This window comes from Acinetobacter sp. FDAARGOS_494 (assembly GCF_003812225.1).
In the GTDB taxonomy this organism is placed as follows: domain Bacteria; phylum Pseudomonadota; class Gammaproteobacteria; order Pseudomonadales; family Moraxellaceae; genus Acinetobacter; species Acinetobacter baumannii.
In genome coordinates this window covers 2,618,267-2,642,530 of record NZ_CP033866.1, presented here as the reverse complement: position 1 = coordinate 2,642,530, position 24,264 = coordinate 2,618,267, and the positions used below count along the sequence as shown (strand labels likewise).

The window sequence follows — 24,264 nt, the reverse complement described above, 5'->3', positions numbered from 1 at the left end:
CATAATTGAGTGCCTTTTGTTTTTTTCAAGGCCCCTCATAAAAAAAGCTGCCAAAAATGACAGCTTTTTTTTATGTTGGGTCTATAAAGCACCATTGCCTAACACAATCCCTTCACGGCGTGGGTCTACCCCACCTGCGTATTTACTTTGATTATTTATATTTACTTTCATAATCGTTGAAATACCACTGGTTTGCGCAGTGTTAGAAATGCCATGCCCTTTTGCTTTTAAGCCTTCAATTAGGTCAACTAAGGAAAGCTGTACATTCGAGCTATCAATATTGGTATTTTTGCTATTGGTTGCGCCAAAGTTAACAAGCGAAGTGGCCTGCTGTGCATTTAAGTTCCAGTCCAATGCACCCACCAAGGTTTTAACTACATATTGAATGATGGTACCGCCACCTGGTGAGCCTGTTGCCATATAAAACTCATCTGGCGTGGTGCCTTTAAATACTAAGGTTGGCGCCATAGTACTACGTGGGCGTTTGCCGCCTTCTACACGGTTGGCAACTGGTGCCCCAGTGCTGTCATAAGGGTTCGCGCTAAAGTCAGTTAACTGGTTCGACAGCAAGAAACCATCCACCATGTGGAATGAACCCATGCTCGATTCAACAGTCGATGTCATTGAAACCACATTGCCATAGGCATCTACAATCGTGAACTGAGTCGTGCCATGTTCAACAGTGGTATCTACACCTGCCGCTGTATTGAAATTACCTGCCGGTGCTACGCCCATACTTTGGTTCGGGTTAATCAGTGCTGCACGCTGCTTCAAGTAGTTTTTATCAATAAAACTTGGAATACCCTGTGCCGGCAAACGAACAAAGTCGGTATCTGCCACATATTTATCACGGTCGGCGTAGGCCAAACGCTCTGCTTCAGACACTAAATGCACGCCCATGACATCGGGCACACCGCCTTCATTTTCAGGGTTTTTAGGTGGGTAAAGCGACATATCAAAGTTTTCTAAAATACCCAACGTCTGTGCAACCGCAATCCCTCCCGAAGATGGAGGTGGCATGGTACATACATAGTAACGGTCACGGTACGTCGTACAAATCGGGTCGCGTTTTTTCACCTGATAGTTCGATAAATCCTGCAAGGTCATCAAACTTGGGGTAATTGGAGTTTTTGCTGGGTCGTCACCCACGGTTTGCCCTGCTTTTGCCACAATCGCTTGCGCAATTGGACCAGTGTGTAGTGCGTTTGCCCCTTGTGAAGCGAGTGCTTCGAGTGTTCTGGCATAGGCTTTATTGGTCATGGTCTCGCCGACTTTACGTGGTGATCCATCTGGGTAGAAATAAGTCGCCATTGCATTTGCATCGAGTGCTAAATTGCTTGCATTACTTGCAATGGCATCTGCCAAACGCCCCGGTATACGGAAACCGTTGTCAGCCAAACCAATGGCTTCACCAAAAAGCTGTTTCCATTCAAGCTTGCCATGTTCTTTTTGGGCTTGTTCCAATAAACGCATCACCCCCGGCACACCAATCGAGCGACCGCTACGGCGGGCATTTGGTACAGGTGGAGGTGAATTTGGGTCATATATATTTTGGCGAATTAAATAAAATTCGTTGGCTGCCGCTGGTGCGGTTTCACGGCCATCATAAGCCGTGACTTGTTTGGTTTTGGCATCGTAATACATCATAAAACCACTACCGGCAATGGTACTCGACTGTGGCTCGACCAAACCAAGCACGGCTTGTACTGCTACGGCTGCATCGACTGCACTACCGCCTGCTTTTAAAACATCACAACCTGCTTTTACCGCAAGTGGCGTGTTTGCCACCACCATATATTTATCTGCGTATTTAACCGTGTTACCGAGTCTATAACCCGATGCACCCTCGGGCGCGGCTGGGTCACCATTTTGGTTTGAACCGACCACCACACTTGAACCGTCTTGGGCCAGTTTGCTACAACTGGTCGGGTCATTATCTACAATTAAATTGGGTGGGGTTGTATTTGAATCATCCTTGGGCTGATCTGACGAGGAGTCATCTCCACATCCTTGTAATAAACCGACTGCTAATAAACTACTGAACAAAAATGAATATCTTTTATTCACGTGATAACTCCAATATATACGCCTGCCTATCCATGCAATTGCCATGCAAGCTTCTTTGTTTTCAGGTCTTCAGTTTTTAATCTTTGATAAAAATAAAGTTTTAATAATATTAAATGATTAAGGGTGTTGATTTTGTACTCTGTGTGATGTCTCCTTGTTTGTTATCACACTCTTTTATAACTGATTTGCCCAATTCTGGCATGCTTTATTTCTTTAAATACAAGCAAAATTTCCTATTTATAAACTCGCTCATTTTGTAGTAGGCCTAAAAAAAGCACCTCCGAAGAGATGCTTTTTGATGTTTAGTGAGAAGGCATACCGCTAACCTGTTTTGGTTTTGGACACAGCCAAATGACCAGCCCCGCAAAGACAAACACGATCGCAAACAGTAAAAACACATGGTTTGCCGACATGGTAATGGCTTCTTTATCGACAAGGTTTGAAATAATGCCTAAAGTCGAGTCAGCCGTAAAACCATTTTGCAAAAGTGTGTTTTGTACTTCAGTGGTATGTAGGTTTGACACCATTTCACTACGGGCAACTTTGGCGTGGTCGTCCCACACGGTCACCGCAATTGAAGCGCCAATCGCCCCTGCCATGGTTCTTAAGAAGTTCATGAGGCCCGCAGCAGATGCAATTTCTTGCTGCAACACCGAACCCAGTGCAATGTTAGACAGTGGGATAAAGAAGAACGGTACTGCAAAACCTTGCAGGATTTGCGGCCAAGCCAGTGCCATAAAGTCGGCATCTGTGGTCCAGAATGCCCGCATTAAGGTCACAATACCCAGCAAAATTAAACCAAAGCTCGCCAGCGCACGCGGGTCATGTTTGGTCGAAAGTTTTGCCACAATCGGTGACATGGTCAAACTACCAAAGCCCATGGTTGCAGTTAAATATCCGGCCCACGTCGCGGTATAGGAAAGGTTCATTTGCAGCCACTGCGGTATCAGTACAATACTGCCAAAGAATGCACCAAAGCCGAGCGACAAGGCCAGTACCGAAATGGCAAAGCCCCTATGCCTAAAGACTTTGACATCCACCACGGGGTGCTTATCGGTGAGTTCCCATATCAGGAACACCACAAAGCCAATGGCGGCAGTTAAAGCTAAAACCACAATGCTGGTGCTGTTAAACCAGTCGCGTTCATGCCCCAAGTCGAGCATAAGCTGTAATGCACCAATCCACAGAATTAATAGACCTAAACCAACAGTGTCGATTCTTAAAGAAATGGTTTCTGTTTCAGCTACTCTTAACAAGCGCATTGCTGCTAATACACAGACAATACCAACCGGTAAGTTAATAAAGAAGATCCAGTGCCAAGACAGGTTATCACTAATCAGACCACCCAAAATTGGTCCTAGAATTGGTCCAACGACTGTGGTCATTGCCCATAGGCCCATTGCCTGCGCATGCTTTTCTTGAGGGAAAATACGCATAAGCAAGGTTTGGCTAAGTGGCATAAGTGGACCACCACAAAGGCCCTGCCCAATACGGAAAAACACCAACATTTCTAACGATGTTGCCAAACCGCATAGGAAAGAAAAGACCGTAAAGCCAATTAAACCAAAGATAAAGACCCGCACCGTTCCAAAGCGGCCTGCCAGCCAACCTGTTAAAGGTACACAAATCGCTTCTGCAACTGCATATGAAGTAACGACCCATGTGCCTTGTGTGCTTGAAACAGCAAGGTTACCGGTAATATGCGGTACAGAGACGTTGGCAATGGTCGTATCAAGTACGACCATAAAGTTCGACAAGGCAATAACAAACGCTGCCAGTAGTAAACGGCCACCGCTTAACTCGGCAAAAGGTGTTTGCGTTTTCATAAGCGTTTACTTCGCAGATAAGTCGACTTTTGCTTCCATCGACAAGCCAACACGTAATGGGTGTTCAGCAAGTTCTTTCGGGTCAAGTGCAATACGAACCGGTAAGCGTTGAACCACTTTAATCCAGTTACCTGTTGCGTTTTGAGCCGGAATTAAGGCAAAGGCAGAGCCTGTACCACCAGAGAAGCCCACCACTTTGCCGTGGTATTCAACATCATCACCATATAAATCTGACGTTAATGTGACTGGCTGACCTGGGCGGACTTTTTTCAACTGACTTTCTTTGAAGTTAGCATCTACATATAAATCGTTAAGTGGCACAATCATCATCATGCTTGTACCCGGTGCAACGCGTTGACCCACTTGAATATTACGGCGTGTAATCACACCATCAACTGGTGCACGAATCACGGTACGTTCCAAGTCAAGCTGAGCTTGTTCTACATGCGCTTGTGCAACTTGTACATCCGGAGTCGAGGTTTCGCTTACACCCTGAATTAACGCTTCGTTTGCAGCTAAGGTGCTTTCGGCTGCCTTACGACTAGAAGTCGCTTGTGCAAGGCCGGCTTTAGCAAGCTCTAGCCCTGCTTTAGCAGTTTCAACCGCACTTTGTGCTTTGGTGAGTTCTTCTTTAGACACGGCGCCAGAGGCAGCAAGCTGTGCACGGCGGTTCAGTTCTAAAGCAGCTTTGTCATAGTCGGCCTGTGCTTGAGCAACCTGTGCTTTAGCACTGTTAATTTCGTCAGCACGAACCACCACTTGAGAGTTTAAAGAACTACTGTTTGCCGCAGTTTGTTTATATTGGCGTTTTGCTTTGGCAAGCTCTGCCTCGGCTTGTGCCAACGCGATTTTGGCATCACGATCATCAATACGAACCAGCACATCACCGCGGTGTACTGTTTGAGTATCTTTTACCAAAACCTGAGCGACCTGTCCGCTAACCATTGAGGTAATTTGCGCGGTTTCTGCACCGACATAAGCATTATCCGTACTCACCGAGTGATTTAAAAATAATGCCCAGATTGCATATAAAATAGCGGCGATCAATAAAATCAGCGCAAAGAAACCAAGAAATTTTTTGCGCTTGTTTTGCATGTTGTCATCCGAGGCAGATGTTGTTGGCACTGTTTCTTGTACATTGCTTTGTGCATCAGTCATGGTATGTTCCTAAAGATGAGTTGGCTTTGCCATCAATCTCGCACTACACCTTGTTATAGAGTTTTTATTTTTCTATAAACAAGACATACCGCATTGTCAAAGGAGACAATTTTAACGCTAAAACCTCATGATATGAGAATAAAAAAATATAACTAATGCGTTCGTTCTAATTAAATTAATGTTTATCTCAAAGTTTTTGTGAAATTTTTATCTTTTTTAATATGAAAAAAAGCGCCCTGAGCGCTTTTTAAATGCTTAAAATGCCTAGATTAATAGGCATATGAGGCAATACCGGCAGCAATGGCTTTATCTTCATCATTGACCATGGTCATGCGCATGGTACAGCCCTTACGGCCTAAACGTAGGACTTCGGCACGTGCAATAAAATATTTACCACGCCCCGGTGCCAAATAATCTACACGCATATCGACAGTTGCCAAGCGTGTAACCTGTTTAATGGTTTCAGGCAGGGTTTCGGGGGTTGAACGGCGATAGAGATGTTCCATTGCCACAATTCCACCAATGCTATCGAGCAAAGTTGCAGCCACACCACCATGCAAAACCTGAAAAGCCAAATTGCCAATGAGGTCAGGTTGCATTTCAACATAGCCTTCAATGTGCCCATCTACCACACGCATAATCATTCCACTATGCTTAAAAAATGGACAGCTATTAAACGCCTTACACAATTGGTTGAGAACCACATTTAGGTCGGTTTTTGCGCCTAATTGTATGTTCCCCGTCCAATTTTTCTTTTCATCACTCATACGTTGCCTAAATTTAAAAGCATGATAAACACCCATAATTTTGTACAAATCCAGCATTATGGGGCTACAATACAGCAGTCGGTTGACAGTAATGGAATATCCGCCAACCTATCCTAGTGTAATACCGAACATCGAGATTGTTATGACTTATACGTTCAATCGTCCTGCATTTCCAGCTACTCGCATGCGCCGTATCCGTAAAAATGACCAGTTGCGTGCGATGGTCAGCGAAACACAGCTCACTACCAATCACTTGATTTATCCAGTATTTGTATTACCGGGACAAAATCAAACCCAAGATATTCCAAGTATGCCAAACATTCAGCGTTTGTCGGCAGATTTATTACTGAAAAAAGCTGAAAGACTTCTGGAATTAGGTGTATCCAAACTGGCTCTTTTCCCTGTAACACCTCAAGAAGATAAAAGCCTTACCGCAGAAGCTGCATGGCGTGAAGATGGTTTAGTTCAAACCACCTGCCGTTTGCTTAAAAAAGAATTGCCAGAAATGGTGTTAATCACCGATGGTGCCCTCGACCCATACACGACTCATGGTCAAGACGGCATTATTGATGAAACTGGCTATGTGCTCAATGACGAGACTGTAGAATGCTTGATTAAACAAGCATTAAGTCACGCTGAAGCTGGTGCCGAAGTGATTGCACCAAGTGACATGATGGATGGCCGTATTGGCGCAATTCGTCAGGCTTTAGAAGCCAATGGTCACATCTATACCAACATCATGGCCTACTCTGCGAAATATGCGTCTAGCTTCTATGGTCCGTTCCGCGATGCTGTTGGCTCTGCATCCAACCTCAAAGGTGGTAATAAATATAACTACCAGATGGATTTTGCCAACCGTGCCGAAGCATTACATGAAATCGCGCTTGATATTCAAGAAGGCGCCGACATGGTGATTGTAAAACCGGGCATGCCATATCTGGATGTGGTACGTGAAGTGAAAGATACCTTTGGTATTCCGACATTCATTTACCAAGTGAGTGGCGAATACGCAATGTTAGCTGGCGCAATTCAAAATGGCTGGTTATCAGACTCAGTGATTTTAGAATCGCTCATGTGCTGCCGCCGCGCTGGTGCAGACGGAATCTGGACTTACTTTGCAGAAACCGCTGCTGAAAAACTCAAGGAAATGAACTAAGTTCGCAGAGAAAGGATAACACTGCATGCATATTGCAATCATTGGCGCGGGCATAAGTGGATTAATGTCTGCGCTGGAGTTGGTTGAACAAGGCTGTACCATCAGCATTTTTGATCAACAACAAGCGGGACAAGCAGCCTCTTGGGCTGGTGGAGGCATTCTCTCTCCGATGTACCCGTGGCGCTATGTGCATGCAGTGAACCAACTTGCCCAATTTGGCAAAGCCTCTTATCAAGCATGGAACCAAAAGCTCTACCCTGTTACAGGAATTGATTTTGAAATTCATGACACAGGCATGCTGATTTTTGATGAAGAAGATTTTGACGTCGGGCTTTCCTACGCCGAGCAGCATCAAGAACCGATGCAGCGCTGTGAATATTTACAAAGAGATGCCTTAGAACAAGTTAATCCGCATATTTCCGAACAATTTCAAGAAGCCATTTACTTCCCTGAACTGTCTAATATTCGCAATCCACGTGTATTACAGTCCCTGATTAGCTATTTAAAACAACATCCAAATGTTGAGTTTTTTGAAAACACTCCTGTTAAAAAACTGATTCAACAAGGTGATGCCATACAAGCACTCCAAACCGAAGATGGTCGCAAACATACAGCAGACCATTTTGTAATAACTTCAGGCGCTTGGAGTCATTATTGGAACTCACAATTACAACTCGACATTCCAGTCGAACCTGTGCAAGGTCAGATGCTGTTATTTAAAACCCCTGCTCACTGGCTACCGACCATGTGTATGAATCGAGTCATGTATTTGATTCCACGTATGGACGGTCATATCGTGTGCGGTTCTAGCATGGCACATCGTGGTTTTGACACCTCTACCGATGAAACTACGCAGCACAATATTTTAGAAGCGTGTTTAGAAATGGTACCTGAACTGGCCGATTTCCCGATTGTACATCGCTGGGCAGGACTCAGACCAAGTTCACCAAATGGCGTTCCGTACATTGGCAAAATGCCTGAAATGGATAACCTGTGGGCAAACTTTGGTCACTTTAGAAATGGTTTGTGTATGGGCGCAGGTTCTGCGCAATTGCTTCGTCAGCTTATGCTAGGTCAACCAGCCTTAGTTGATGCCAAAGCATATTCACCAGAGCGCTTGCAAAATAAAATCTTAGCCTGAGGCGAGTATATTTTCTAAAGCCATTTTTAATTGAGGATAAGCAAACTCAAATCCTTCTGCTTGTAAGGCTGCGGGTTTGACGTATTGCCCATTTAAGATCAATTGCGACTGCTCTCCTAACAAACAGCGAAAAACTGTACTAGGCGCCGACAACATTGGTTTCTTATTCAAAACTTTGGCAGCTTGTTCAACAAATACCTTTTGGGTCACATTTTCTGGCGCCACCACATTATGAATTTGAGCTGATTGAGGATGCTGAAATATAAACTCAATTGCGTTTAATACGTCTTCAATATGTACCCAAACCACAGGTTGACGGCCATGACCAATTTGACCGACTAAATTGAGTCGAATAGGAAGCAACATTTTAGGCAAGATGCCGCCACCCTGCCCAAACACAACGCCTAAACGAATAATTTTAGTATTTTGCTGAGGATCTGCTAACGCTGCGAGTTCCCACTCTTGGCAAAGCTGAGACATAAAAATAGGCTGTGGCGAACTTTGTTCAGTGCACACCTCTGCCCATTTTTCTTGAGCATCTATTCCGTAATAACCAATTGCAGAACCAGACACAATTACTTCCGGAAAAATTTGAGATTGCTTGAGCCATACATACAATTTTCGGGTCGTATTTACACGGCTTTTAATGAGTTGTTTTTTACGTGACTCGGTCCAGCGTTTCTCACCAATATTTGCACCGGCCAAATTCACCACATAATCAATTTGACGGATCGAAATATCTTCGAACTTTTGTACCCACTGCAAGGCAGGATGGTCAGATTTCTTTCCAGCCTGCCGTGTCACAGCAATCACGTTATAATTTTTTTGTAGCAGGAACCTAATTAAATGCGTTCCAATAAAGCCACTGGCACCTGTGATTAATACATTCTTATTCATATTTCCTCCAAAACCGAGGACAGCAGTTTTTTAATTAATATAGTTATAAAATTTAATAACGATCTAATCGTATCAGTTTTTGTGGTGAGTTATGACACATTAAACATTTTGTTTGCCATACGCTGTGCCTGTTTTCCATAAAACCAGTAGGTAATTAAATAAAGCGGAATAGCTAACATTAAAAGCATAATCACCATAATGCTTAAGAACTGAGGCTGTTTGAGGTAAAGCATAAAGTTTTGCAAAATCTCAGGGTCTTTTCTTGAAAATAAAAACAGACCAAATAAAACACCACACAAGTTATAGCCCCAAAATATGAGGGTAAAACCTAAAGTAAATTTCTTTTTTTCTGGTACTGTCGGTGCACGGCGTTCTTTCTTTAAAAATCTAAATAAGACAAAAATCATTGCGCCTAAATATGGAACGGCTGTTAAAATACCGCCTACACTCGCTGGTAATAGTGCTGCAATCACACCGACAATTAAAGTAAGCACGATGCATAAAGCAAAAAACCAGAGAAAGTAAGAACGTAATTTGGTCATATTTTTGCCTAATTTATGGGTTTAAAAAATAATTATAAATTTTTTTCGATTTTTTTTCATTTTTCTGTCAACCAATCCTGATCTCTTGACGTTATATAGGGTAACAAGGTCGCAGCAACCGAATACTTCCTTTGCACGGCATCCGCAAAATTGTTTCGGTGACCTTTCATTACGACTCTTTCTTCCTTCGGATTAGGTTTTGTTAGCAGCCGAAACCCTTGATGAAGTTTTTGACCGACGATTCTCTCATCACTCGAATCGTCGGTTTTTATTTTCTAGTACTTTCATTTATTTTACGCTCACCATACACAATAGTGCTTTCGTGGCTATAAAGGCTATGCGTATACTTTTTACACCATAAAAATATGATTTAAATAATATGAACAATATTGCCTATTTTGAAATCCAGTCTTCAAACCCTGCCCGCGATGCGCAGTTTTATCAAGCTGTGTTTGGTTGGCAATTTAAACTCGATGAAAGCTTACCTATTGAATATTACCGCATAGAAACACCTTCGATTATGGGTGGACTATTAAAACGCCCTGCTCAAACACCGCCAATGGAATATGGCACCAATGCATTTACCTGTTCGGTTCAGGTGGAAAACTTCGATGAAGTGGCTGCAAAAATTTTAGCGCAAGGTGGCATTGTGGCAATGGATAAATTCGCTATTCCGGGCCGCGCTTGGCATGGTTACTTTGTCGATTTAGACCACAACGTTTTTGGTATTTTTCAAGTCGATGAAAATGCAACTTAAAGATTTTATTTAGCCTATTTATTTTAATTTATAGCCACCGCTTTTATCGGTGGCTATTTCATATGAATTATTCAGCAAAGCTAAAGCTGGCTTCACATGTAATTGGAAAATTTACCGAATTGGCAATCATACATTCATGATGTGCTTCTTCATGCAGTTTTGCTGCAAGCTCTTGGTCAGCACCTTTTTCTAAAACAACCTCGGGCCTTAAAATAATTTGGGTAAAATGACCACGTTTGACCGGATCTGTATCTTCCATAAATCCCAGTGCATGATCGATATAACTCACAACGTGAATATGGTTGACTGCACATAGGTGCAAATACCAAAGCTTATGACAAGCTGAAGCTGACGCGACCAATAAATCTTCTGGGTTCCATCTGGTCACATCGCCTAAATAGGTAGGGTCTGATGAACCTTGAATAGTGGTCTTTTGAGGATGCTGAATACTAAAGTCTCGTTTATATGAACGATAAGATGAAGTGCCTGTACCCGTATTGCCTTCCCACTGTATTTTTACTTCGTATTTATGAATAGCCATTTTGTTCTCAAAGTTCATGGTTTGACCTGATAGTAACAAAGCAGAGCTTAAGGAGACAAAATAATTCAGATTTCATTGCTGGCTTAAATAACGAACACTTTAAAATGTCTTGATAAAATCTCCTGCCAATTTATGCTAACGTATCTGTGTTTATCTTGGCTTGATGTCTGTTTCTATGTCCGTACATTTTCTACATACTTCTGACTGGCATTTGGGGCAGTTTTTTTATAATCACTCACGACACTACGAACACCAACAATTTTTAAGCTGGTTGCTCACTCAAATTCAAGAAAAACAACCACATGCCCTGCTTATTGCTGGCGATATTTTTGATGTCATTAACCCGGGTTCACAAGCACAAAAACAACTCTACCAATTTTTAGCAGATGCCCATCGTATTGCACCGCACATGCAAACACTCATGATTGCGGGTAACCATGACTCAGGCTACCGTATTGAACAGGTTGAACCGCTTTTAGAAAAATACAATGCAAAAACCGTAGGTGTGGTTCGCTGGAATGAAGATAAAACCCTAGACCTCGATCGACTGCTTTTACCTATTTATAATCAAAATCAAGATATTGTGGCGTGGTGCCTTGCCCTGCCTTTTTTACGTTCGGCTGAAATTACTGGCTTTAACGAACATACCACCAATAGCAAAAATGCGATTGCCTATTTGCACCAGCAACTCATTGCCGAAGCCAAACGTCGCAAGACACCGGACCAAGCGCTTATTTTGATGTCGCATGCACATATGCAAGGTGGAGAAACATCTGACTCTGAACGTCCAATTATTATTGGTAATGAAGAGGCACTTTCGACGACTTTATTTGAAGATGCTGTCGACTATGTCGCTTTAGGACATCTACATAAACCACAAAAAGTAGGTCAGCCACACATTCGTTATAGCGGTTCACCCATTCCGCTTTCTTTTAGCGAAATTAACTATAAACACCAAGTAGTTGAGGTCAAAATCGACCCTTCTCAAGACACTGACAGCCGTTTGCAATTTGAAGCTGTCGAAATTCCGCGTTGCATACAATTGCACCGCATTCGTGGTGAGCTAAACGAAGTGCTGCAACAACTCAAAGCCTTGCCTCACGGTGTGATTGAAAATATTGACCACCGTGAATATGTCGATATTGAATATTATAGTTTAACGCCGCCACAGCCAAATTTACGTCAGCAGTTTGAAGCAGCTCTGCCACCTGACCGCTATCGTTTAGTGCGTATTTCACGTCAATACGTGAACAAAGACACGACTAATTCAAATACTACCCAGCACATTGCTCTTGAGCCACCAACACCAGAAAAACTCTTTCAAAATATTTGGGAAAAACAAGGTTACAGCGCCGATGATGCGGTCTTAAAAGATTTTCTGAGTCTGGTACAAGAAGCACAAAAACATCTTGAAAATGATGCAAGCCATTAAGGATATGTCATGAAAATTTTATCCATTCGAATAAAAAATCTGGCATCGCTTGCTGATGAACATTTTATTGACTTTGAAAGCGCACCTCTGGCCCATGCAGGTCTCATTGCAATTGTGGGGAAAACTGGCGCAGGTAAATCGACCATTTTAGATGCCATGTGTCTGGCTTTGTTTAATCGGGTTCCTCGCCTTAAAGACAGTGATGGTAAGTTAAAAGATGTTGATGGTTCCGAGTTACTGACCAATTCGCCTTTAACTGTTTTACGCCGTGGTACAGGACATGGTTTTGCTGAGCTTTGCTTTATTGCGCAAGATCAAAAGCGCTATTTGGCTCGTTGGGAAATTAAACGTGCACGTGAAAACCCAAATGGTAAATTGCAAAGTGTGCAGCGCCACTTAAAATGCTTGACCGCTGGTGTCGTGCTTGCCGACAAAGCCAAAGCAGTTGATGAAAAAGTTAAACAAATTACCCAGCTTTCATTTGAGCAGTTTACTCGTGCTGTATTACTTGCCCAGTCAGAAGTCACTGCATTTTTAAAAGCTCGAGACAGTGAACGTGGTGAATTACTTGAGTACCTGACCAACTCCAGCATTTTCGCCAAAATCGGTGAACTGGCTTTTCGTAAAACAGCTGATATTGCAAAGCAGCGTAAACAGCTGGAAGAGTTCTTAGGCCATATTGAAATTTTGTCTGATGAAGAGATTGCTGCATTTACCGAGCAATACCAGCAAGCCGAACAAAACTATCAACAGTTAGAACAGCAAAAACATGTCTTAGACAAACAGCAACAATGGTTTGAACGCAAAGCAAAACTTGAGCAAGAAGTTCAAGCGAAACAGCAACAGTTTCAAACCCAGCAAAATCACCATCAACAACTGGCTAGTGAACGTGAGCAATTAAAACGACTCGAAATTTTCTCTGAAATACGCCCACAAGTTTTTCAGCAAGCTCAAAATTTACAGACCCTACAACAACTTGAGCCGCAAATTCAGCAAGCTCAAACCAAGTTTAATGAGTTGGTGCAAATTTTTGAAACGGGACAAAAACAATATCAACTTGCAGAACAACAGCTCAAACAAACACTCGATTTTGAGCAACAGCATCAACATGCTTTAAATCAAGTTCGACAGTCCATTCAAGAACGCGCTTTTATTGCCGATGAATATAAAAAGTGCAAAGAAAAAAGACAGGTACTTGAGCAAAACCTAAGCCCACTACAACAGCAGCGAAACGCTGTACAACAGCATATTGCACAGCTTGAGCAGAACAAAATTCATCTACAACAGCAGCTGATCCAGACTCAGCAATATGCTGCATTAGATAAGGGCCTTTCAGCACATCTACATCAGCTTGGGCAATTTATTCAAAACTATGAAGCGATTGAACAACAGATTGGAAACCCTACCCTTGCTCGCCAAAAGCTATCGGAAGCTAAAAGTGAACTTGAACAACTCACAGTTTCACTAGGCACCGTTGAACAGATTGAGTTAAAGCTTGAACAACAGCGTAAAGATAAAGATCAGAAACTTGCTCAAGTCACGCAGTTAGATCTGATTCAACAGAAAATAAAAATTTATCATGAGCTATATGCTGAGCTTCAGCAATTCACCGAAAAACATACTCAAGCCTCCGCGCAAGAAGAGCAGCTTAAAACCGTTTGCCAGTTAGCTGAACAAGACTACCAAACAGCAAAAACTGAACGTGAAAAGTTACAGCACATCCTGCAACAGCAACGTTTACTACACACCGAAAATATTGAACAGTTACGTGCCAATCTTAAAGAAGGTGAAGCGTGTTTGGTCTGTGGAAGCACCCATCACCCTTATCGTATTGATGACAGTGCGATATCCAAGGCCTTGTTCGATTTGCAGCAACAGCAAGAGCAACAAGCTATTGCACTCGAGCAAACTAAGTTTAATGCATGGCAAACCCAGCAACATGCACTTACTCAGTGCCGGGCCGAGCTTGAACAAGTTCAGAAATACCTAGCTCAACTGCAAGTAAAACAGACGCACTTACAGCAAGAACTTGAGCAAACGTTTAACCTCAATCAATTACACATTGAGCTTAATCAAGCTCCTGAACAAATCTTACAAACACTTAATGAGCTGAGACAAGCGACACAAACTGCCATAAGTTTATTTGACTCAGAAAATGTGCGTTTAACCCAAGCCATTAAACAACACAATCAGCTTATTCAAACTATTCAGCGTAATGAAAGTTTGCTTAATACAGCACAGCAATGGCAACAACAAGTTCAACATATTGTCGAGTGTTTATCGGAAACCGAACAGCACGCATGGCAGCAAGCAAGTAGCCAAACAGCTAAGCAGACTTGGGCTATTCTTGATGCACGTGCTAAGCAACTTGAACAACAAGAACAGCTTTCACAGCGTTTTGAACAACAGCAGCAAGAACTTAAAATGCTGTCTGCTAGCCTTGAGCAAATGACCAAGCAAATTGATGAGATCGATCAAAATCTCCAAGAGATTACGCTTAAAGGCCAACAAAATAATGAAAAAGCGGTATCGCTCATTCAGCAAATGACGGGCCGTTCGGATATTAAGCCGCATGAATGGTTAATTGAGCACGACGCTAAACGTCAGCACCAACAAACGGCGTATCATGAGGCTAAACAACGTTTCGAACAAACCAGACAAAACTTTGAGCAGCAAAAACAGGCGCTCGATCAACTTAAACATCAGTATCAACACACAGAACAACATCAACAGCAGCTTGATGGGCAAATTCAAAACTGGTTAAAAGCCCATACTGATTTTCAGGCATCTGATCTTACAGCACTCATACAGATTAATTCAGTTCAAGAGCAAGATATTCGTAACCGTCTTAATCATGCTGAGCGTTTATTAAGTGAAGCCTCTTCTGCCCTTAAAACGATGCAAGAGCAATTAAGCGAGCACTTACAAACTCAGCCAAATATTGAATACGAAAAGCTCGTTACCCTCATTCAAGACAATATTGCAAAGCTCAAAGCACAACTTGAAGTGCGTGACGGGCTAAAGCTGAAGCTTGAATTACATCAGCAAAACCTTGCAAAACAGCAAAAATACGCCGAGCAAATTCAAAATATTCAACAAGAAGAACATCGCTGGAGCAAAATTTCAGGCTTGATTGGTGATGCCAAAGGTAAAGAGTTCCGTGACTATGCTCAGCAATATCACCTAGATATTTTAGTTGAACATGCCAACCAACAACTGGCGATGCTTTCTCAGCGTTATACGCTAAAACGTCTTGATCAGTCATTAAGTCTTGCCATTATTGACCACGACATGGATGGAGAAACCCGCTCAGTTGCCTCTTTATCTGGGGGTGAGTCATTCTTAACTGCCCTTGCCTTGTCTTTAGCGATTGCCAATATGGCATCGGGTTCAATGAAAATTGAATCACTGTTTATTGATGAAGGTTTTGGTACATTAGATGCCTCATCTTTGCATATGGTCATGAATGCTTTGGACCAATTGCAAAATCAGGGACGTCAAGTCATTCTCATCTCACATATTCAAGAAATGCATGAACGCATTCCTGTACAAATTCAAGTGAAACCACTTGGCGCTGGTGCAAGTACCATTGAAATAGTGGGTTAAAAACTAAAAAGCCCCGACATCCTGTCGGGGCTTTTTTAGATTCTGCGTTGGTATGACTCCTGTCGTACCTGTCTGCATCCATTCATGACTTTTTATTGTTATTCTTAGAAACATCCTGTTTCCTAATGAGTTCATAGTACAAAAAAAGCATGGTCTGCCATAGCCGCAAAAGGCCGCAATTTCTGTAAGAAATCGCTTACATCAGCCTTTTTGCGAATAGTCTCTAGCCCCAAATAAAGCTGTGCCTACACGTACCATTGTTGAACCAGCGGCAATTGCGGCTTCTAAATCACTCGACATTCCCATACTCAATGTATCCCAGTCTTCTGGGTGAGCATGTTGGACTTTTACCGCATCAAATAATTTTTTGGCATCTGCAAAAGCACCTGTATTGTCAGGAGCCGGAATCACCATTAAACCACGTAACTTGATTTTCGGTAGTTGACTCATTTGAGCAACCAACTCGGCAACGTCTTCCGGTGCACAACCATCCTTACTCTCTTGCCCATCAATATTGACTTGCAAACAAATATTAAGTGCAGCTTGGTCATCACCACGTTGGTTAGATAGGCGTTCTGCAATAATTAAACGATCTACTCCATGAACCCAATCAAACTTCTCGGCCAAATGCTTAGTTTTATTCCGCTGAACATGACCAATGAAATGCCATTCAATATCCAAATCCTGTAAAGCATCAATTTTATCTAAAGCTTCTTGCAAATAATTTTCGCCGAATGCCCTTTGCCCTGCTGCATACATTTCACGCAATCTTTCACTCGGATGAGTTTTCGATACGGCTAAAAGTTGCACGGTTTCAGGCGCACGCTGAGCAAGTTCACAAGCTGTTCTGATTTGCTGTAATACGTGCTGTCGCGCATCTTGCAGGTAATTCATTGACAAGGTTCTCATTTTCAAAAAACTTTTTTGCTTTTCACCTAAAGTGAGGTGTTGGTAAGCCTCGGTGAAAGCCGTATATTATTCTACAAAATAATGACATATTTTGATTTACTTGGGGAAATTATGGATATTACAGAGCTACTCGCCTTCTCTGTGAAAAATGGCGCGTCCGATTTACATCTTTCTGCTGGCATGCCACCAATGATTCGTGTTGACGGTGAAGTTCGTCGTATTAACTTACCAGCTCTAGAACATAAAGATGTCCACCGTCTTGTTTACGACATCATGAATGATAAACAGCGCCGTGACTATGAAGAAAAACTCGAAACTGACTTTTCTTTTGAAGTACCTAATGTTGCGCGTTTCCGTGTTAACGCATTTAACCAAAACCGTGGTGCCGGTGCAGTATTTCGTACCATTCCATCTAAAGTCCTCACCATGGAAGATCTAGGTCTAGGACAAATCTTTAAAGATATTTGCGACTATCCTCGTGGCATTGTACTGGTGACAGGACCAACAGGTTCAGGTAAATCAACTACGCTTGCAGCGATGCTCGATTATATTAACGAAAACCGCTATGACCATATTTTAACGGTGGAAGATCCAATCGAATTTGTACACCAGTCTAAGAAATGTCTCATTAACCAGCGTGAAGTGCATCGTGACACACACGGCTTTAATGAAGCACTTCGCTCAGCACTGCGTGAAGACCCTGATATTATTTTGGTCGGTGAGATGCGTGACCTTGAAACTATTCGCTTGGCATTAACCGCTGCCGAAACAGGTCACTTGGTGTTTGGTACACTACACACCACGTCGGCAGCAAAAACCATTGACCGTGTGATTGACGTATTCCCTGCCGAAGAAAAAGACATGGTTCGTGCCATGCTGTCAGAATCTTTACAAGCGGTTATTTCACAAACCCTGCTTAAAAAGAATGGTGGTGGCCGTGTCGCAGCACATGAGATCATGATTGGTATTCCGGCTATTCGTAACTTAATTCGTGAAAACAAAGTCGCACAAATGTACTCAGCCATTCAAACTGGTGCAAATCATGGCATGACCACCCTCGACCAAAGCTTAAAAGGCTTAGTCGCTCGCGGTGTGATTAGCCCACAAACCGCACGTACTGCGGCAAAACAGCCTGAATCCTTCCTATAAAAATAACAAAATAGCGAGAATACAATTATGGATTTTAATGACTTGCTCAACCTGATGGTTGAAAAAAAATCTTCCGATCTCTTTATTACAGATGGCGTTGCGCCCTCTATGAAGATTAACGGGCAAATTGTTCCAATTTCAAAAAACAGTCTTTCTGGGGAAGTGATTGGTCAACTGTTACATTCCATCATGAGTGAAAAACAACGCAGAGAATTTGCAGAAACTCGTGAATGTAACTTTGCCATTATGAACCGTGAAAAAACGGCGCGTTTTCGTGTCAGTGCTTTTCAGCAGCGCGACATGCCGGGCATGGTACTACGTCGTATTGAAACCAAGATTCCTTCAATTGATGACTTGCAGTTACCGCCTGTACTTAAAGATTTATCGATGACCAAACGCGGCATTATTATTTTTGTAGGCGCGACAGGCACAGGTAAATCTACTTCACTGGCTTCAATGATCAGCCATCGTAACCATAACTCTAAGGGCCATATCATTACCATTGAAGACCCGATTGAGTTTATTCACGAACATGCAGGTTGCATCATTACTCAGCGTGAAGTCGGGATCGATACCGACTCATTTGAAATTGCCTTGAAAAATACACTACGACAAGCGCCGGATGTGATCTTAATTGGTGAGATCCGTTCTCGTGAAGTCATGGACTACGCGATTGGCTTTGCTGAAACAGGCCATCTTGTATTAGCTACCATGCACGCTAACAACGCCAACCAAGCGCTCGACCGTATTATTCACTTTTTTGAAAGTGACCGTCATAGTCAGCTTTACATGGACTTGTCACTTAACTTAAAGGCAATGATTGCGCAGCAGCTCATTCCAACACCAGATGGTAATTCACGCCGTGCAGCAATTGAGATTTTAATTAACTCACCATTAATTTCAGACTACATCCGTAAAGGTGAAATTCATGAAATTAAAGATTTGATGAAACGCTCACGTGAACTTGGTATGCAGACCTTTGACCAAGCTTTATTTGATTTATATAAAGCTGGTCAAATTACCTACAAAGATGCACTTAAACATGCTGACTCACCGAACGATTTACGTTTAACCATTAAACTTGCAGATGAAGGTCCTGATCAATTATCAGACGGGAAACAGCATTTAACTTTTGACCGCCAGTAATTTCTTCATAAAAAAAGGAAGGTTAAACGTAACCTTCCTTTTTTATTTGTTTTCTTTATGTGAAAACGATTATTTCTTGCGCAATGCTTCCTGACATTCAGGTTCATTACAGTAACCATAGAGATTTAATGAGTGACCCGTTAAGGTAAACCCATGTTGTTCTGCTACAGAATGCTGTTCTTTCTCGATAACATCATTAGTAAATTCAATGACTTTGTTACAGTTTTGGCATACTAAGTGATCGTGATGATCTTCTTGCATGATTTCGAAAACAGAATGGTTATTTTCAAAATGATGACGTTGAATAATACCCGCAGCTTCAAATTGTGTTAACACACGGTAAACTGTTGCAAGTCCGACATCTTCCCCTTGCTCTAACAAAGTCTTGTAAATATCTTCGGCGCTAAGATGATGTTGTTTTGAATTTTCTAATAATTCCAAAATCTTAATTCGTGGAAGGGTAACTTTAAGTCCAGCTTTGCGCAAATCTTGATTGGAAATAGGCATGAAAAAAGGTCTCTCAACAAATCTCAAGTTGGAATAGGCAATAGAATTTAGATGAAGTATGATCTATCCTTTGATCAAATGCATCATAATTTATTGGGATAGTGTAGCAAAATGCAAAAACTCGTGCTGACGTTATTCGTCACTTCACTCCTAGCTGGTTGTTCAATCTTTGGTGTATATAAGGTTGATATTCCTCAAGGGACTCCATTGACTAAAGCTCAAGCCTCTCAAGTACAGGTCGGCATGAATTTCCAGCAAGTGCGCTTTTTGCTTGGTAGCCCAACAGTGACTGATCCCCTCAATCCACAACGTTGGGACTATATCTACAACTATATCCCGGGAACATATGCTAAAAAAGCGAAAATCCCCGCAGCACATGGTCAGCATTTAAAAATTTACTTTGATGGAACTGGAACCGTAACTAAAATTGAAGGTTTAGAGACTATTCCAGAATCGCAACCAGGTTTACCTGCTTCCAAAGAAGCAATTTTAACTGCCCCACCACTATAATCGTTTTTTCTAATAAAAAGAAACCCCTCTAGTGAAATACTTGAGGGGTTTTGCTTATTGAGCTGATTGCTTAAAGCGATTGCCTTTAATGTATCTGCCTACAGGGTTTTTCGCAGCACGTTTCCGGCGAATATCTTTTGGATTAATCATTAATGGTCGATAAACCTCAACTCGATCACCCGCATGTACTACCGCATCAGTTTCTACTTTTACTCCAAAAATGCCGAGCTGAAGTGGTTCAGGCAAATCAACTTGATTTGATAAACCACTTGCTTGAACTGCCTGTGCAGCAGTCATTCCCTCTTCAAATGGAACAGAAATTAAAAACTGTTGTTCCGGTACCGCAAAAGCGACCCAAACTTGTTGTGTGCGTTCCATTAGATACTTTGTCCAATTACAGCAATCATTGCCACAATAATTGAAAGCGGCAATACGATACGTACAGCAATACGCCATAAGTTATAAAAAAGCTCATTGCTGAAATTCATCGATTTACGCAAGTGGCTAATTTTCATAATCCAACCTGCAAAAATTGCATAGATTAAGCAAATAAGTAAGCCCCACAGCATAAGAATGAGCGTGAATAAATTATGAACTTCCGGCACAGCCCAAACTACAATTGCTACAACAATAATCACCCATTGTAAAACAGGCATAAGCTGACGCTGAGCAAGTTGTTCTCTAGCCAACTGCACAAATAACGCGGATGTCATTACACCAGTAAATATCCACGTTAAAACGGGTAATTGAGCCTGAAGCGAGAAAAAGCCAAAAGCAACCACAGCAATGAGCTGAGCTAACCAAATTGGAAGAACAGTTTTTGTTGCTCCTTCTTGCGCCTGAACAGCACCTACACTATTTTGCCAGTAAAGCCCTAAACCTAACCCGCTCGCGACAAGTGCAAGTACAGTTGCATTACCCCACTCCTTAAACTCAACACTGGTCCAATGCCAAGGTTGTAAAGTCGAGCCCATCATATTTGCCAACACAATAGAAGCGATTACTCCTAAGGTCATTAATAAAATGAGTATTTGGCGTGGAATAAAAGATAATACCAAGGCAGCAACTGCAAGGCCTGCAAAAATAATTTGACCCGAAATGCTTGGGGCAAACTGTGCAACTAATATATTGCTCGCAGTACTTAGAACGTTACCCGCTAAGAAAGGAATAAAAACAACAGCAAGCCAGCCAACCACACGCCATTTAGGGGAACTATCAGCTTCACGAGTTAAACTCGATAACGCATTTAAAGCGGTTGTTTTTGATCGTTTTGCTAAAGCAATTTCCAAATAACAAACTGGTAATGCCAATAACAACATAGTGCCAAACCACAATAACCAGAAATCGATTTGACGATCAATCTGGATTCCCATGGTGGGTGCCAAAGTGGCCATGATGACAAAAGATAAGCAAAACGCCATAAGAGGCGATAACCATCGTGACATAGGTATGTCCTGCATTATGCATTCCTTGAAAAAGTCTATAGATATTTTGCCCGTCTCATGCATGAAAATCAAAGTTTGCACAATAAAAAAAGCAAACCACCGAAACGATAGTTTGCCGCGCTAACTGTATATTAGAGTTTTTTTAGTTAAGGTTATGAGAAAAAACGGGCGAACCAGTTCTTTCCTTTCTTCTTTTCTTTTTCTCTAATAATCCCCATCATATTTTCTTTTACTGCCCCCACATAATCGGCATCATCATGTTGAATATGGTTAATTAACCATTTAGCCAAGATCTCTTGTAATTCTGCTTCAATCGTATGGCCCATTTCAAAACGTTCACGATATAACTCTATTTTTTTAATAAATAAGTCATGTACACGTTTATGAGGCACTCTATATTTATAATCCGCTTCCTCTTGTAAACTTTCTTCAAAGGTAAAATGTGATTGTGTATAATCAATAATATTGTCTAAGACATCTTTAATACGACGTCTATCCTCATCATCTTTTACATCATCAATCTCATTAATATAATCCAGTATTCGTTTATGTTGCTCATCAATAACGTCAATACCAGTATTATATTCTGAAGCCCATTTCATTTTCATACATCACCCCCAATGATGTTCAATGACTGTTGCATAAACCGCATCTTATCTTTAAAGGGTATAAATAAAAACAAAGCTATTTTGTCGGCTTTAAATAAATAAAAATGAATAAATAGTTAAGATTTTGATTTTTAAAAAATTAATTAATATTAACCAACTAAAAAGATAAAGTATTTTTTAAACAAAATACTTTATTATTAAATAAACAAAAATATATATTTCTTAAGAAATTACATTTCTTTCAATAAAAAATTAATATTGGTCAGCACGAGTAATACGCTTAAGTTCAGGATTTTTCTCTTCACGTATTAATCTTTCAACTTGAGTAATCGCTTTTTTTATAGGTTTACCATGTTGAAATAAAATCATTTCACCAGGTTGATAAGCAATCCATGTTTCATTATGAGTTAAAGGCTCAGTGGTAATTACTGCAACTCGATCTTCAGGAGTGGTTACCTGACTAAAATCAACCTCAACATCTAAATCAATTAAATGTGCATTATTGAATGGATATTCTCGAACTAACCAATGTAATTTAGTAATCGCATAACTAAATAAAGCTTGCCCATTCGATAAACAGAAATTAAATGTCCCATATTCTGCAATTTTAGGAGAAATCTTTTCTAATACTTCAAATATCTGCTCAAGCGTTGGTTCTTCATAACCAAATACTTCTACCAGTTGATCTAATAAATAACAAAATGCTCTTTCGCTATCGGTATTTCCTACCGGCGTAAAACGTCCGCTTAAGGGTGGATTAAAATCATGTAAATCGCCATTATGGGCAAAAATCCAGTGACGTCCCCATAACTCCCGAATAAAAGGATGTGAGTTCTCAAGCGTAATTTTGCCTTGAGTCGCCTTACGAATATGTGCGATTACATTACGTGATTTAATGGGATAATTACGAATAAGATCAGCAATTGGTGATTCAACTGCAGACTGGTTATCTACAAATAAACGGCATGCCTTATCTTCAAAAAAGGCAATACCAAAACCATCACTATGGTCAGAGGTAATTCCTGCGCGTTGTGAAAAACCACGGAAAGAAAAAGTGATATCCGTTGGTGTTGCACAATTCATTCCTAATAGCTGGCACATATTGTTTTTAAACTTTCACTTCATTACCCCATGCGTACTATTGTGCATGAGAGTAAATTGGCTTGTAAATCCCAATATGCGCTCGCTATTACAAAATATAAGATAACTTTATCGCTGAGCCATTTTGTTCATTACAAACGAAGTGGCAATTTTATTCACTTCTAAAAATACAAAGTAATCGAGACAGTTAAATTCAGCATCAAAGAAGGCATCTTTGGATAATTTAGACTGCATACTCAAATACATTTGGAATAGTTTCGGCATCCGCTCGTCTTGAGGGAAACTAAACTCCGGATATTCAGGTTCATAGATTTTTTTAGAACGAATATCGATGGTTTTAGTGTCCGGTAATTGCTGAATTTGACGGTGTGTATAGTACGCTCTAGCCAAATTATCTTGCAGATGAATACTGACACATCCCATCAAATATTTAGCGCGCATTGACCACAATACTTTAGGTGCAAGATTCAGCCATAATGTTGAAAGTGCCTTACCATTACGAAAACGTGGATGCACACAAGTACGCCCTATCTCTAATACATTTGGCAAATGTGACAAGTGTGGGACAATATCAAACTCATTAGCACTGTAACTTTGCCCTATTTCATGGCCTTGGAAGAGCTTAAGTCGTGTATAAGCAACTATCTCTCCTGTCCATTTTTCTCTTAATACAGCATGCTCACAGCCAAAATCGTAAATATCTTGATCTAAATTATCTTCAAACTGAATGCCGAATTGTTTACTAAATTGTTGTGCACGAAACCGTTGTACATCTTGTAATTCTTTTAAATTATCAACCCATTCAAAGCGGAATTGTGTTTGATTGTTAGCCTTATGGCGATTTAAAGGTAAAGTCCAGGTTTGGCGATATTGATTAAATTTTTCCAGCATAATGAACGCTCCTAGTGACACCCACTACACTAGTCAAAGCTCATGACAAAAAAATGACCAAAATTAAATGACATAAAAAAAGACCACTTAGCGTGATCTTTTAATAAA

22 protein-coding genes are annotated in these 24,264 nt (G+C 41.2%); 8 read left to right on the top strand and 14 right to left on the bottom strand.

The features are described from left to right. Positions 1–81: 81 nt before the first annotated feature. The 4 genes from ggt to EG365_RS12735 all read right to left on the bottom strand — a co-directional run bounded on the left by ggt (position 82) and on the right by EG365_RS12735 (position 5,818). Positions 82–2,067, bottom strand: coding sequence for a gamma-glutamyltransferase (ggt, locus tag EG365_RS12750; protein ID WP_001042923.1), 1,986 nt, complete (start codon positions 2,065–2,067; stop codon positions 82–84). A 302-nt stretch (positions 2,068–2,369) separates the two neighbouring features. Then, complete coding sequence (locus EG365_RS12745; RefSeq protein ID WP_000857095.1) at positions 2,370–3,893, bottom strand: DHA2 family efflux MFS transporter permease subunit; 1,524 nt, start codon at positions 3,891–3,893, stop codon at positions 2,370–2,372. Between the two features lie 6 nt (positions 3,894–3,899). Beyond that, a complete protein-coding gene (locus EG365_RS12740; RefSeq protein ID WP_000128703.1) occupies positions 3,900–5,051 on the bottom strand; it encodes an EmrA/EmrK family multidrug efflux transporter periplasmic adaptor subunit in 1,152 nt (383 codons plus the stop codon). 269 nt (positions 5,052–5,320) lie between these two features. Continuing rightward, positions 5,321–5,818 carry a thioesterase family protein gene (locus EG365_RS12735; RefSeq protein ID WP_002019577.1) on the bottom strand — a complete coding sequence of 166 codons (498 nt, stop codon included), beginning with the start codon at positions 5,816–5,818 and terminating at the stop codon, positions 5,321–5,323. Positions 5,819–5,960: 142 nt separating this feature from the next. Here EG365_RS12735 and hemB point away from each other — a divergent pair, with 142 nt between their 5' ends. Then, positions 5,961–6,974, top strand: coding sequence for a porphobilinogen synthase (gene hemB / locus EG365_RS12730; protein ID WP_000222569.1), 1,014 nt, complete (start codon positions 5,961–5,963; stop codon positions 6,972–6,974). Between the two features lie 25 nt (positions 6,975–6,999). Further along, a complete protein-coding gene (locus tag EG365_RS12725) occupies positions 7,000–8,115 on the top strand; it encodes an NAD(P)/FAD-dependent oxidoreductase (protein ID WP_000546701.1) in 1,116 nt (371 codons plus the stop codon). On the opposite strand, the gene EG365_RS12720 is transcribed toward EG365_RS12725, so the two are convergent. Both EG365_RS12720 and EG365_RS12715 read right to left on the bottom strand, forming a co-directional pair. Next, entirely contained in the window at positions 8,107–9,012 is a 906-nt protein-coding gene (locus EG365_RS12720) for a TIGR01777 family oxidoreductase (RefSeq protein ID WP_001039356.1), read from the bottom strand. The genes EG365_RS12725 and EG365_RS12720 overlap by 9 nt on opposite strands. Before the next feature lie 89 nt (positions 9,013–9,101). Continuing rightward, the gene (locus EG365_RS12715; protein ID WP_000164153.1) at positions 9,102–9,554 is read right to left on the bottom strand and encodes an ABZJ_00895 family protein; all 453 of its coding nucleotides are present in this window, start codon (positions 9,552–9,554) and stop codon (positions 9,102–9,104) included. A gap of 379 nt (positions 9,555–9,933) precedes the next feature. Here EG365_RS12715 and EG365_RS12710 point away from each other — a divergent pair, with 379 nt between their 5' ends. Then, on the top strand, positions 9,934–10,311 hold the full coding sequence (locus EG365_RS12710) for a VOC family protein (RefSeq protein ID WP_001059438.1): 378 nt from the start codon (positions 9,934–9,936) through the stop codon (positions 10,309–10,311). 67 nt (positions 10,312–10,378) lie between these two features. On the opposite strand, the gene EG365_RS12705 is transcribed toward EG365_RS12710, so the two are convergent. Further along, positions 10,379–10,852 (bottom strand): OsmC family protein, encoded by a 474-nt coding sequence (locus EG365_RS12705; protein ID WP_000974358.1) that lies wholly within the window; start codon positions 10,850–10,852, stop codon positions 10,379–10,381. A gap of 163 nt (positions 10,853–11,015) precedes the next feature. On the opposite strand from EG365_RS12705, the gene EG365_RS12700 reads away from it, so the two are divergent. Next, on the top strand, positions 11,016–12,284 hold the full coding sequence (locus tag EG365_RS12700; RefSeq protein ID WP_000116701.1) for an exonuclease SbcCD subunit D: 1,269 nt from the start codon (positions 11,016–11,018) through the stop codon (positions 12,282–12,284). Positions 12,285–12,293: 9 nt separating this feature from the next. Next, the gene (locus EG365_RS12695; protein ID WP_000698785.1) at positions 12,294–15,890 is read left to right on the top strand and encodes an AAA family ATPase; all 3,597 of its coding nucleotides are present in this window, start codon (positions 12,294–12,296) and stop codon (positions 15,888–15,890) included. 201 nt (positions 15,891–16,091) lie between these two features. On the opposite strand, the gene EG365_RS12690 is transcribed toward EG365_RS12695, so the two are convergent. Further along, complete coding sequence (locus EG365_RS12690) at positions 16,092–16,784, bottom strand: YggS family pyridoxal phosphate-dependent enzyme (protein WP_001108512.1); 693 nt, start codon at positions 16,782–16,784, stop codon at positions 16,092–16,094. Between the two features lie 126 nt (positions 16,785–16,910). On the opposite strand from EG365_RS12690, the gene EG365_RS12685 reads away from it, so the two are divergent. Together EG365_RS12685 and EG365_RS12680 are read left to right on the top strand one after the other, a co-directional pair. Then, the gene (locus tag EG365_RS12685) at positions 16,911–17,948 is read left to right on the top strand and encodes a type IV pilus twitching motility protein PilT (RefSeq protein WP_000355489.1); all 1,038 of its coding nucleotides are present in this window, start codon (positions 16,911–16,913) and stop codon (positions 17,946–17,948) included. Between the two features lie 27 nt (positions 17,949–17,975). Continuing rightward, on the top strand, positions 17,976–19,094 hold the full coding sequence (locus EG365_RS12680; RefSeq protein ID WP_000347039.1) for a PilT/PilU family type 4a pilus ATPase: 1,119 nt from the start codon (positions 17,976–17,978) through the stop codon (positions 19,092–19,094). A gap of 69 nt (positions 19,095–19,163) precedes the next feature. Here the strand turns inward: EG365_RS12680 and fur are convergent, their stop codons facing one another. Then, the gene (gene fur / locus EG365_RS12675) at positions 19,164–19,601 is read right to left on the bottom strand and encodes a ferric iron uptake transcriptional regulator (RefSeq protein ID WP_001122847.1); all 438 of its coding nucleotides are present in this window, start codon (positions 19,599–19,601) and stop codon (positions 19,164–19,166) included. Between the two features lie 111 nt (positions 19,602–19,712). Between fur and EG365_RS12670 the strand changes: the two genes are divergently transcribed. After that, complete coding sequence (locus EG365_RS12670) at positions 19,713–20,111, top strand: outer membrane protein assembly factor BamE (RefSeq protein WP_001170994.1); 399 nt, start codon at positions 19,713–19,715, stop codon at positions 20,109–20,111. Between the two features lie 54 nt (positions 20,112–20,165). Here EG365_RS12670 and EG365_RS12665 read toward each other — a convergent pair whose 3' ends face one another. The 5 genes from EG365_RS12665 to EG365_RS12640 all read right to left on the bottom strand — a co-directional run bounded on the left by EG365_RS12665 (position 20,166) and on the right by EG365_RS12640 (position 24,156). Continuing rightward, positions 20,166–20,489, bottom strand: coding sequence for an RnfH family protein (locus EG365_RS12665; RefSeq protein ID WP_000442587.1), 324 nt, complete (start codon positions 20,487–20,489; stop codon positions 20,166–20,168). Beyond that, positions 20,489–21,556 carry a hypothetical protein gene (locus EG365_RS12660; RefSeq protein ID WP_002019572.1) on the bottom strand — a complete coding sequence of 356 codons (1,068 nt, stop codon included), beginning with the start codon at positions 21,554–21,556 and terminating at the stop codon, positions 20,489–20,491. Before EG365_RS12660 ends, EG365_RS12665 begins: the two co-directional genes overlap by 1 nt. Before the next feature lie 152 nt (positions 21,557–21,708). Next, positions 21,709–22,164, bottom strand: a complete 456-nt coding sequence (locus EG365_RS12650; RefSeq protein ID WP_000782976.1) for a bacteriohemerythrin — start codon at positions 22,162–22,164, stop codon at positions 21,709–21,711. A 252-nt stretch (positions 22,165–22,416) separates the two neighbouring features. Further along, entirely contained in the window at positions 22,417–23,265 is an 849-nt protein-coding gene (locus tag EG365_RS12645) for a class II glutamine amidotransferase (RefSeq protein ID WP_000336548.1), read from the bottom strand. Between the two features lie 108 nt (positions 23,266–23,373). Further along, positions 23,374–24,156: a GNAT family N-acetyltransferase gene (locus EG365_RS12640; protein WP_000890283.1), complete on the bottom strand. Its 783-nt coding sequence runs from the start codon at positions 24,154–24,156 to the stop codon at positions 23,374–23,376. Positions 24,157–24,264: the final 108 nt, after the last annotated feature.

Bases quoted from the DNA above. Each gene is read 5' to 3' on its own strand.
- EG365_RS12725 (WP_000546701.1), top strand. From the start codon at position 7,000: ATGCATATTGCAATCATTGGCGCGGGCATAAGTGGATTAATGTCTGCG.
- EG365_RS12670 (WP_001170994.1), top strand. From the start codon at position 19,713: ATGCAAAAACTCGTGCTGACGTTATTCGTCACTTCACTCCTAGCTGGT.
- EG365_RS12740 (WP_000128703.1), bottom strand. From the start codon at position 5,051: ATGACTGATGCACAAAGCAATGTACAAGAAACAGTGCCAACAACATCT.
- EG365_RS12705 (WP_000974358.1), bottom strand. From the start codon at position 10,852: ATGGCTATTCATAAATACGAAGTAAAAATACAGTGGGAAGGCAATACG.
- EG365_RS12680 (WP_000347039.1), top strand. From the start codon at position 17,976: ATGGATTTTAATGACTTGCTCAACCTGATGGTTGAAAAAAAATCTTCC.
- EG365_RS12685 (WP_000355489.1), top strand. From the start codon at position 16,911: ATGGATATTACAGAGCTACTCGCCTTCTCTGTGAAAAATGGCGCGTCC.
- EG365_RS12720 (WP_001039356.1), bottom strand. From the start codon at position 9,012: ATGAATAAGAATGTATTAATCACAGGTGCCAGTGGCTTTATTGGAACG.
- hemB (WP_000222569.1), top strand. From the start codon at position 5,961: ATGACTTATACGTTCAATCGTCCTGCATTTCCAGCTACTCGCATGCGC.
- EG365_RS12640 (WP_000890283.1), bottom strand. From the start codon at position 24,156: ATGCTGGAAAAATTTAATCAATATCGCCAAACCTGGACTTTACCTTTA.
- EG365_RS12735 (WP_002019577.1), bottom strand. From the start codon at position 5,818: ATGAGTGATGAAAAGAAAAATTGGACGGGGAACATACAATTAGGCGCA.
- EG365_RS12745 (WP_000857095.1), bottom strand. From the start codon at position 3,893: ATGAAAACGCAAACACCTTTTGCCGAGTTAAGCGGTGGCCGTTTACTA.
- EG365_RS12650 (WP_000782976.1), bottom strand. From the start codon at position 22,164: ATGAAAATGAAATGGGCTTCAGAATATAATACTGGTATTGACGTTATT.
- EG365_RS12700 (WP_000116701.1), top strand. From the start codon at position 11,016: ATGTCTGTTTCTATGTCCGTACATTTTCTACATACTTCTGACTGGCAT.
- EG365_RS12710 (WP_001059438.1), top strand. From the start codon at position 9,934: ATGAACAATATTGCCTATTTTGAAATCCAGTCTTCAAACCCTGCCCGC.
- EG365_RS12645 (WP_000336548.1), bottom strand. From the start codon at position 23,265: ATGTGCCAGCTATTAGGAATGAATTGTGCAACACCAACGGATATCACT.
- fur (WP_001122847.1), bottom strand. From the start codon at position 19,601: ATGCCTATTTCCAATCAAGATTTGCGCAAAGCTGGACTTAAAGTTACC.
- EG365_RS12715 (WP_000164153.1), bottom strand. From the start codon at position 9,554: ATGACCAAATTACGTTCTTACTTTCTCTGGTTTTTTGCTTTATGCATC.
- EG365_RS12690 (WP_001108512.1), bottom strand. From the start codon at position 16,784: ATGAATTACCTGCAAGATGCGCGACAGCACGTATTACAGCAAATCAGA.
- EG365_RS12665 (WP_000442587.1), bottom strand. From the start codon at position 20,489: ATGGAACGCACACAACAAGTTTGGGTCGCTTTTGCGGTACCGGAACAA.
- EG365_RS12695 (WP_000698785.1), top strand. From the start codon at position 12,294: ATGAAAATTTTATCCATTCGAATAAAAAATCTGGCATCGCTTGCTGAT.
- EG365_RS12660 (WP_002019572.1), bottom strand. From the start codon at position 21,556: ATGTCACGATGGTTATCGCCTCTTATGGCGTTTTGCTTATCTTTTGTC.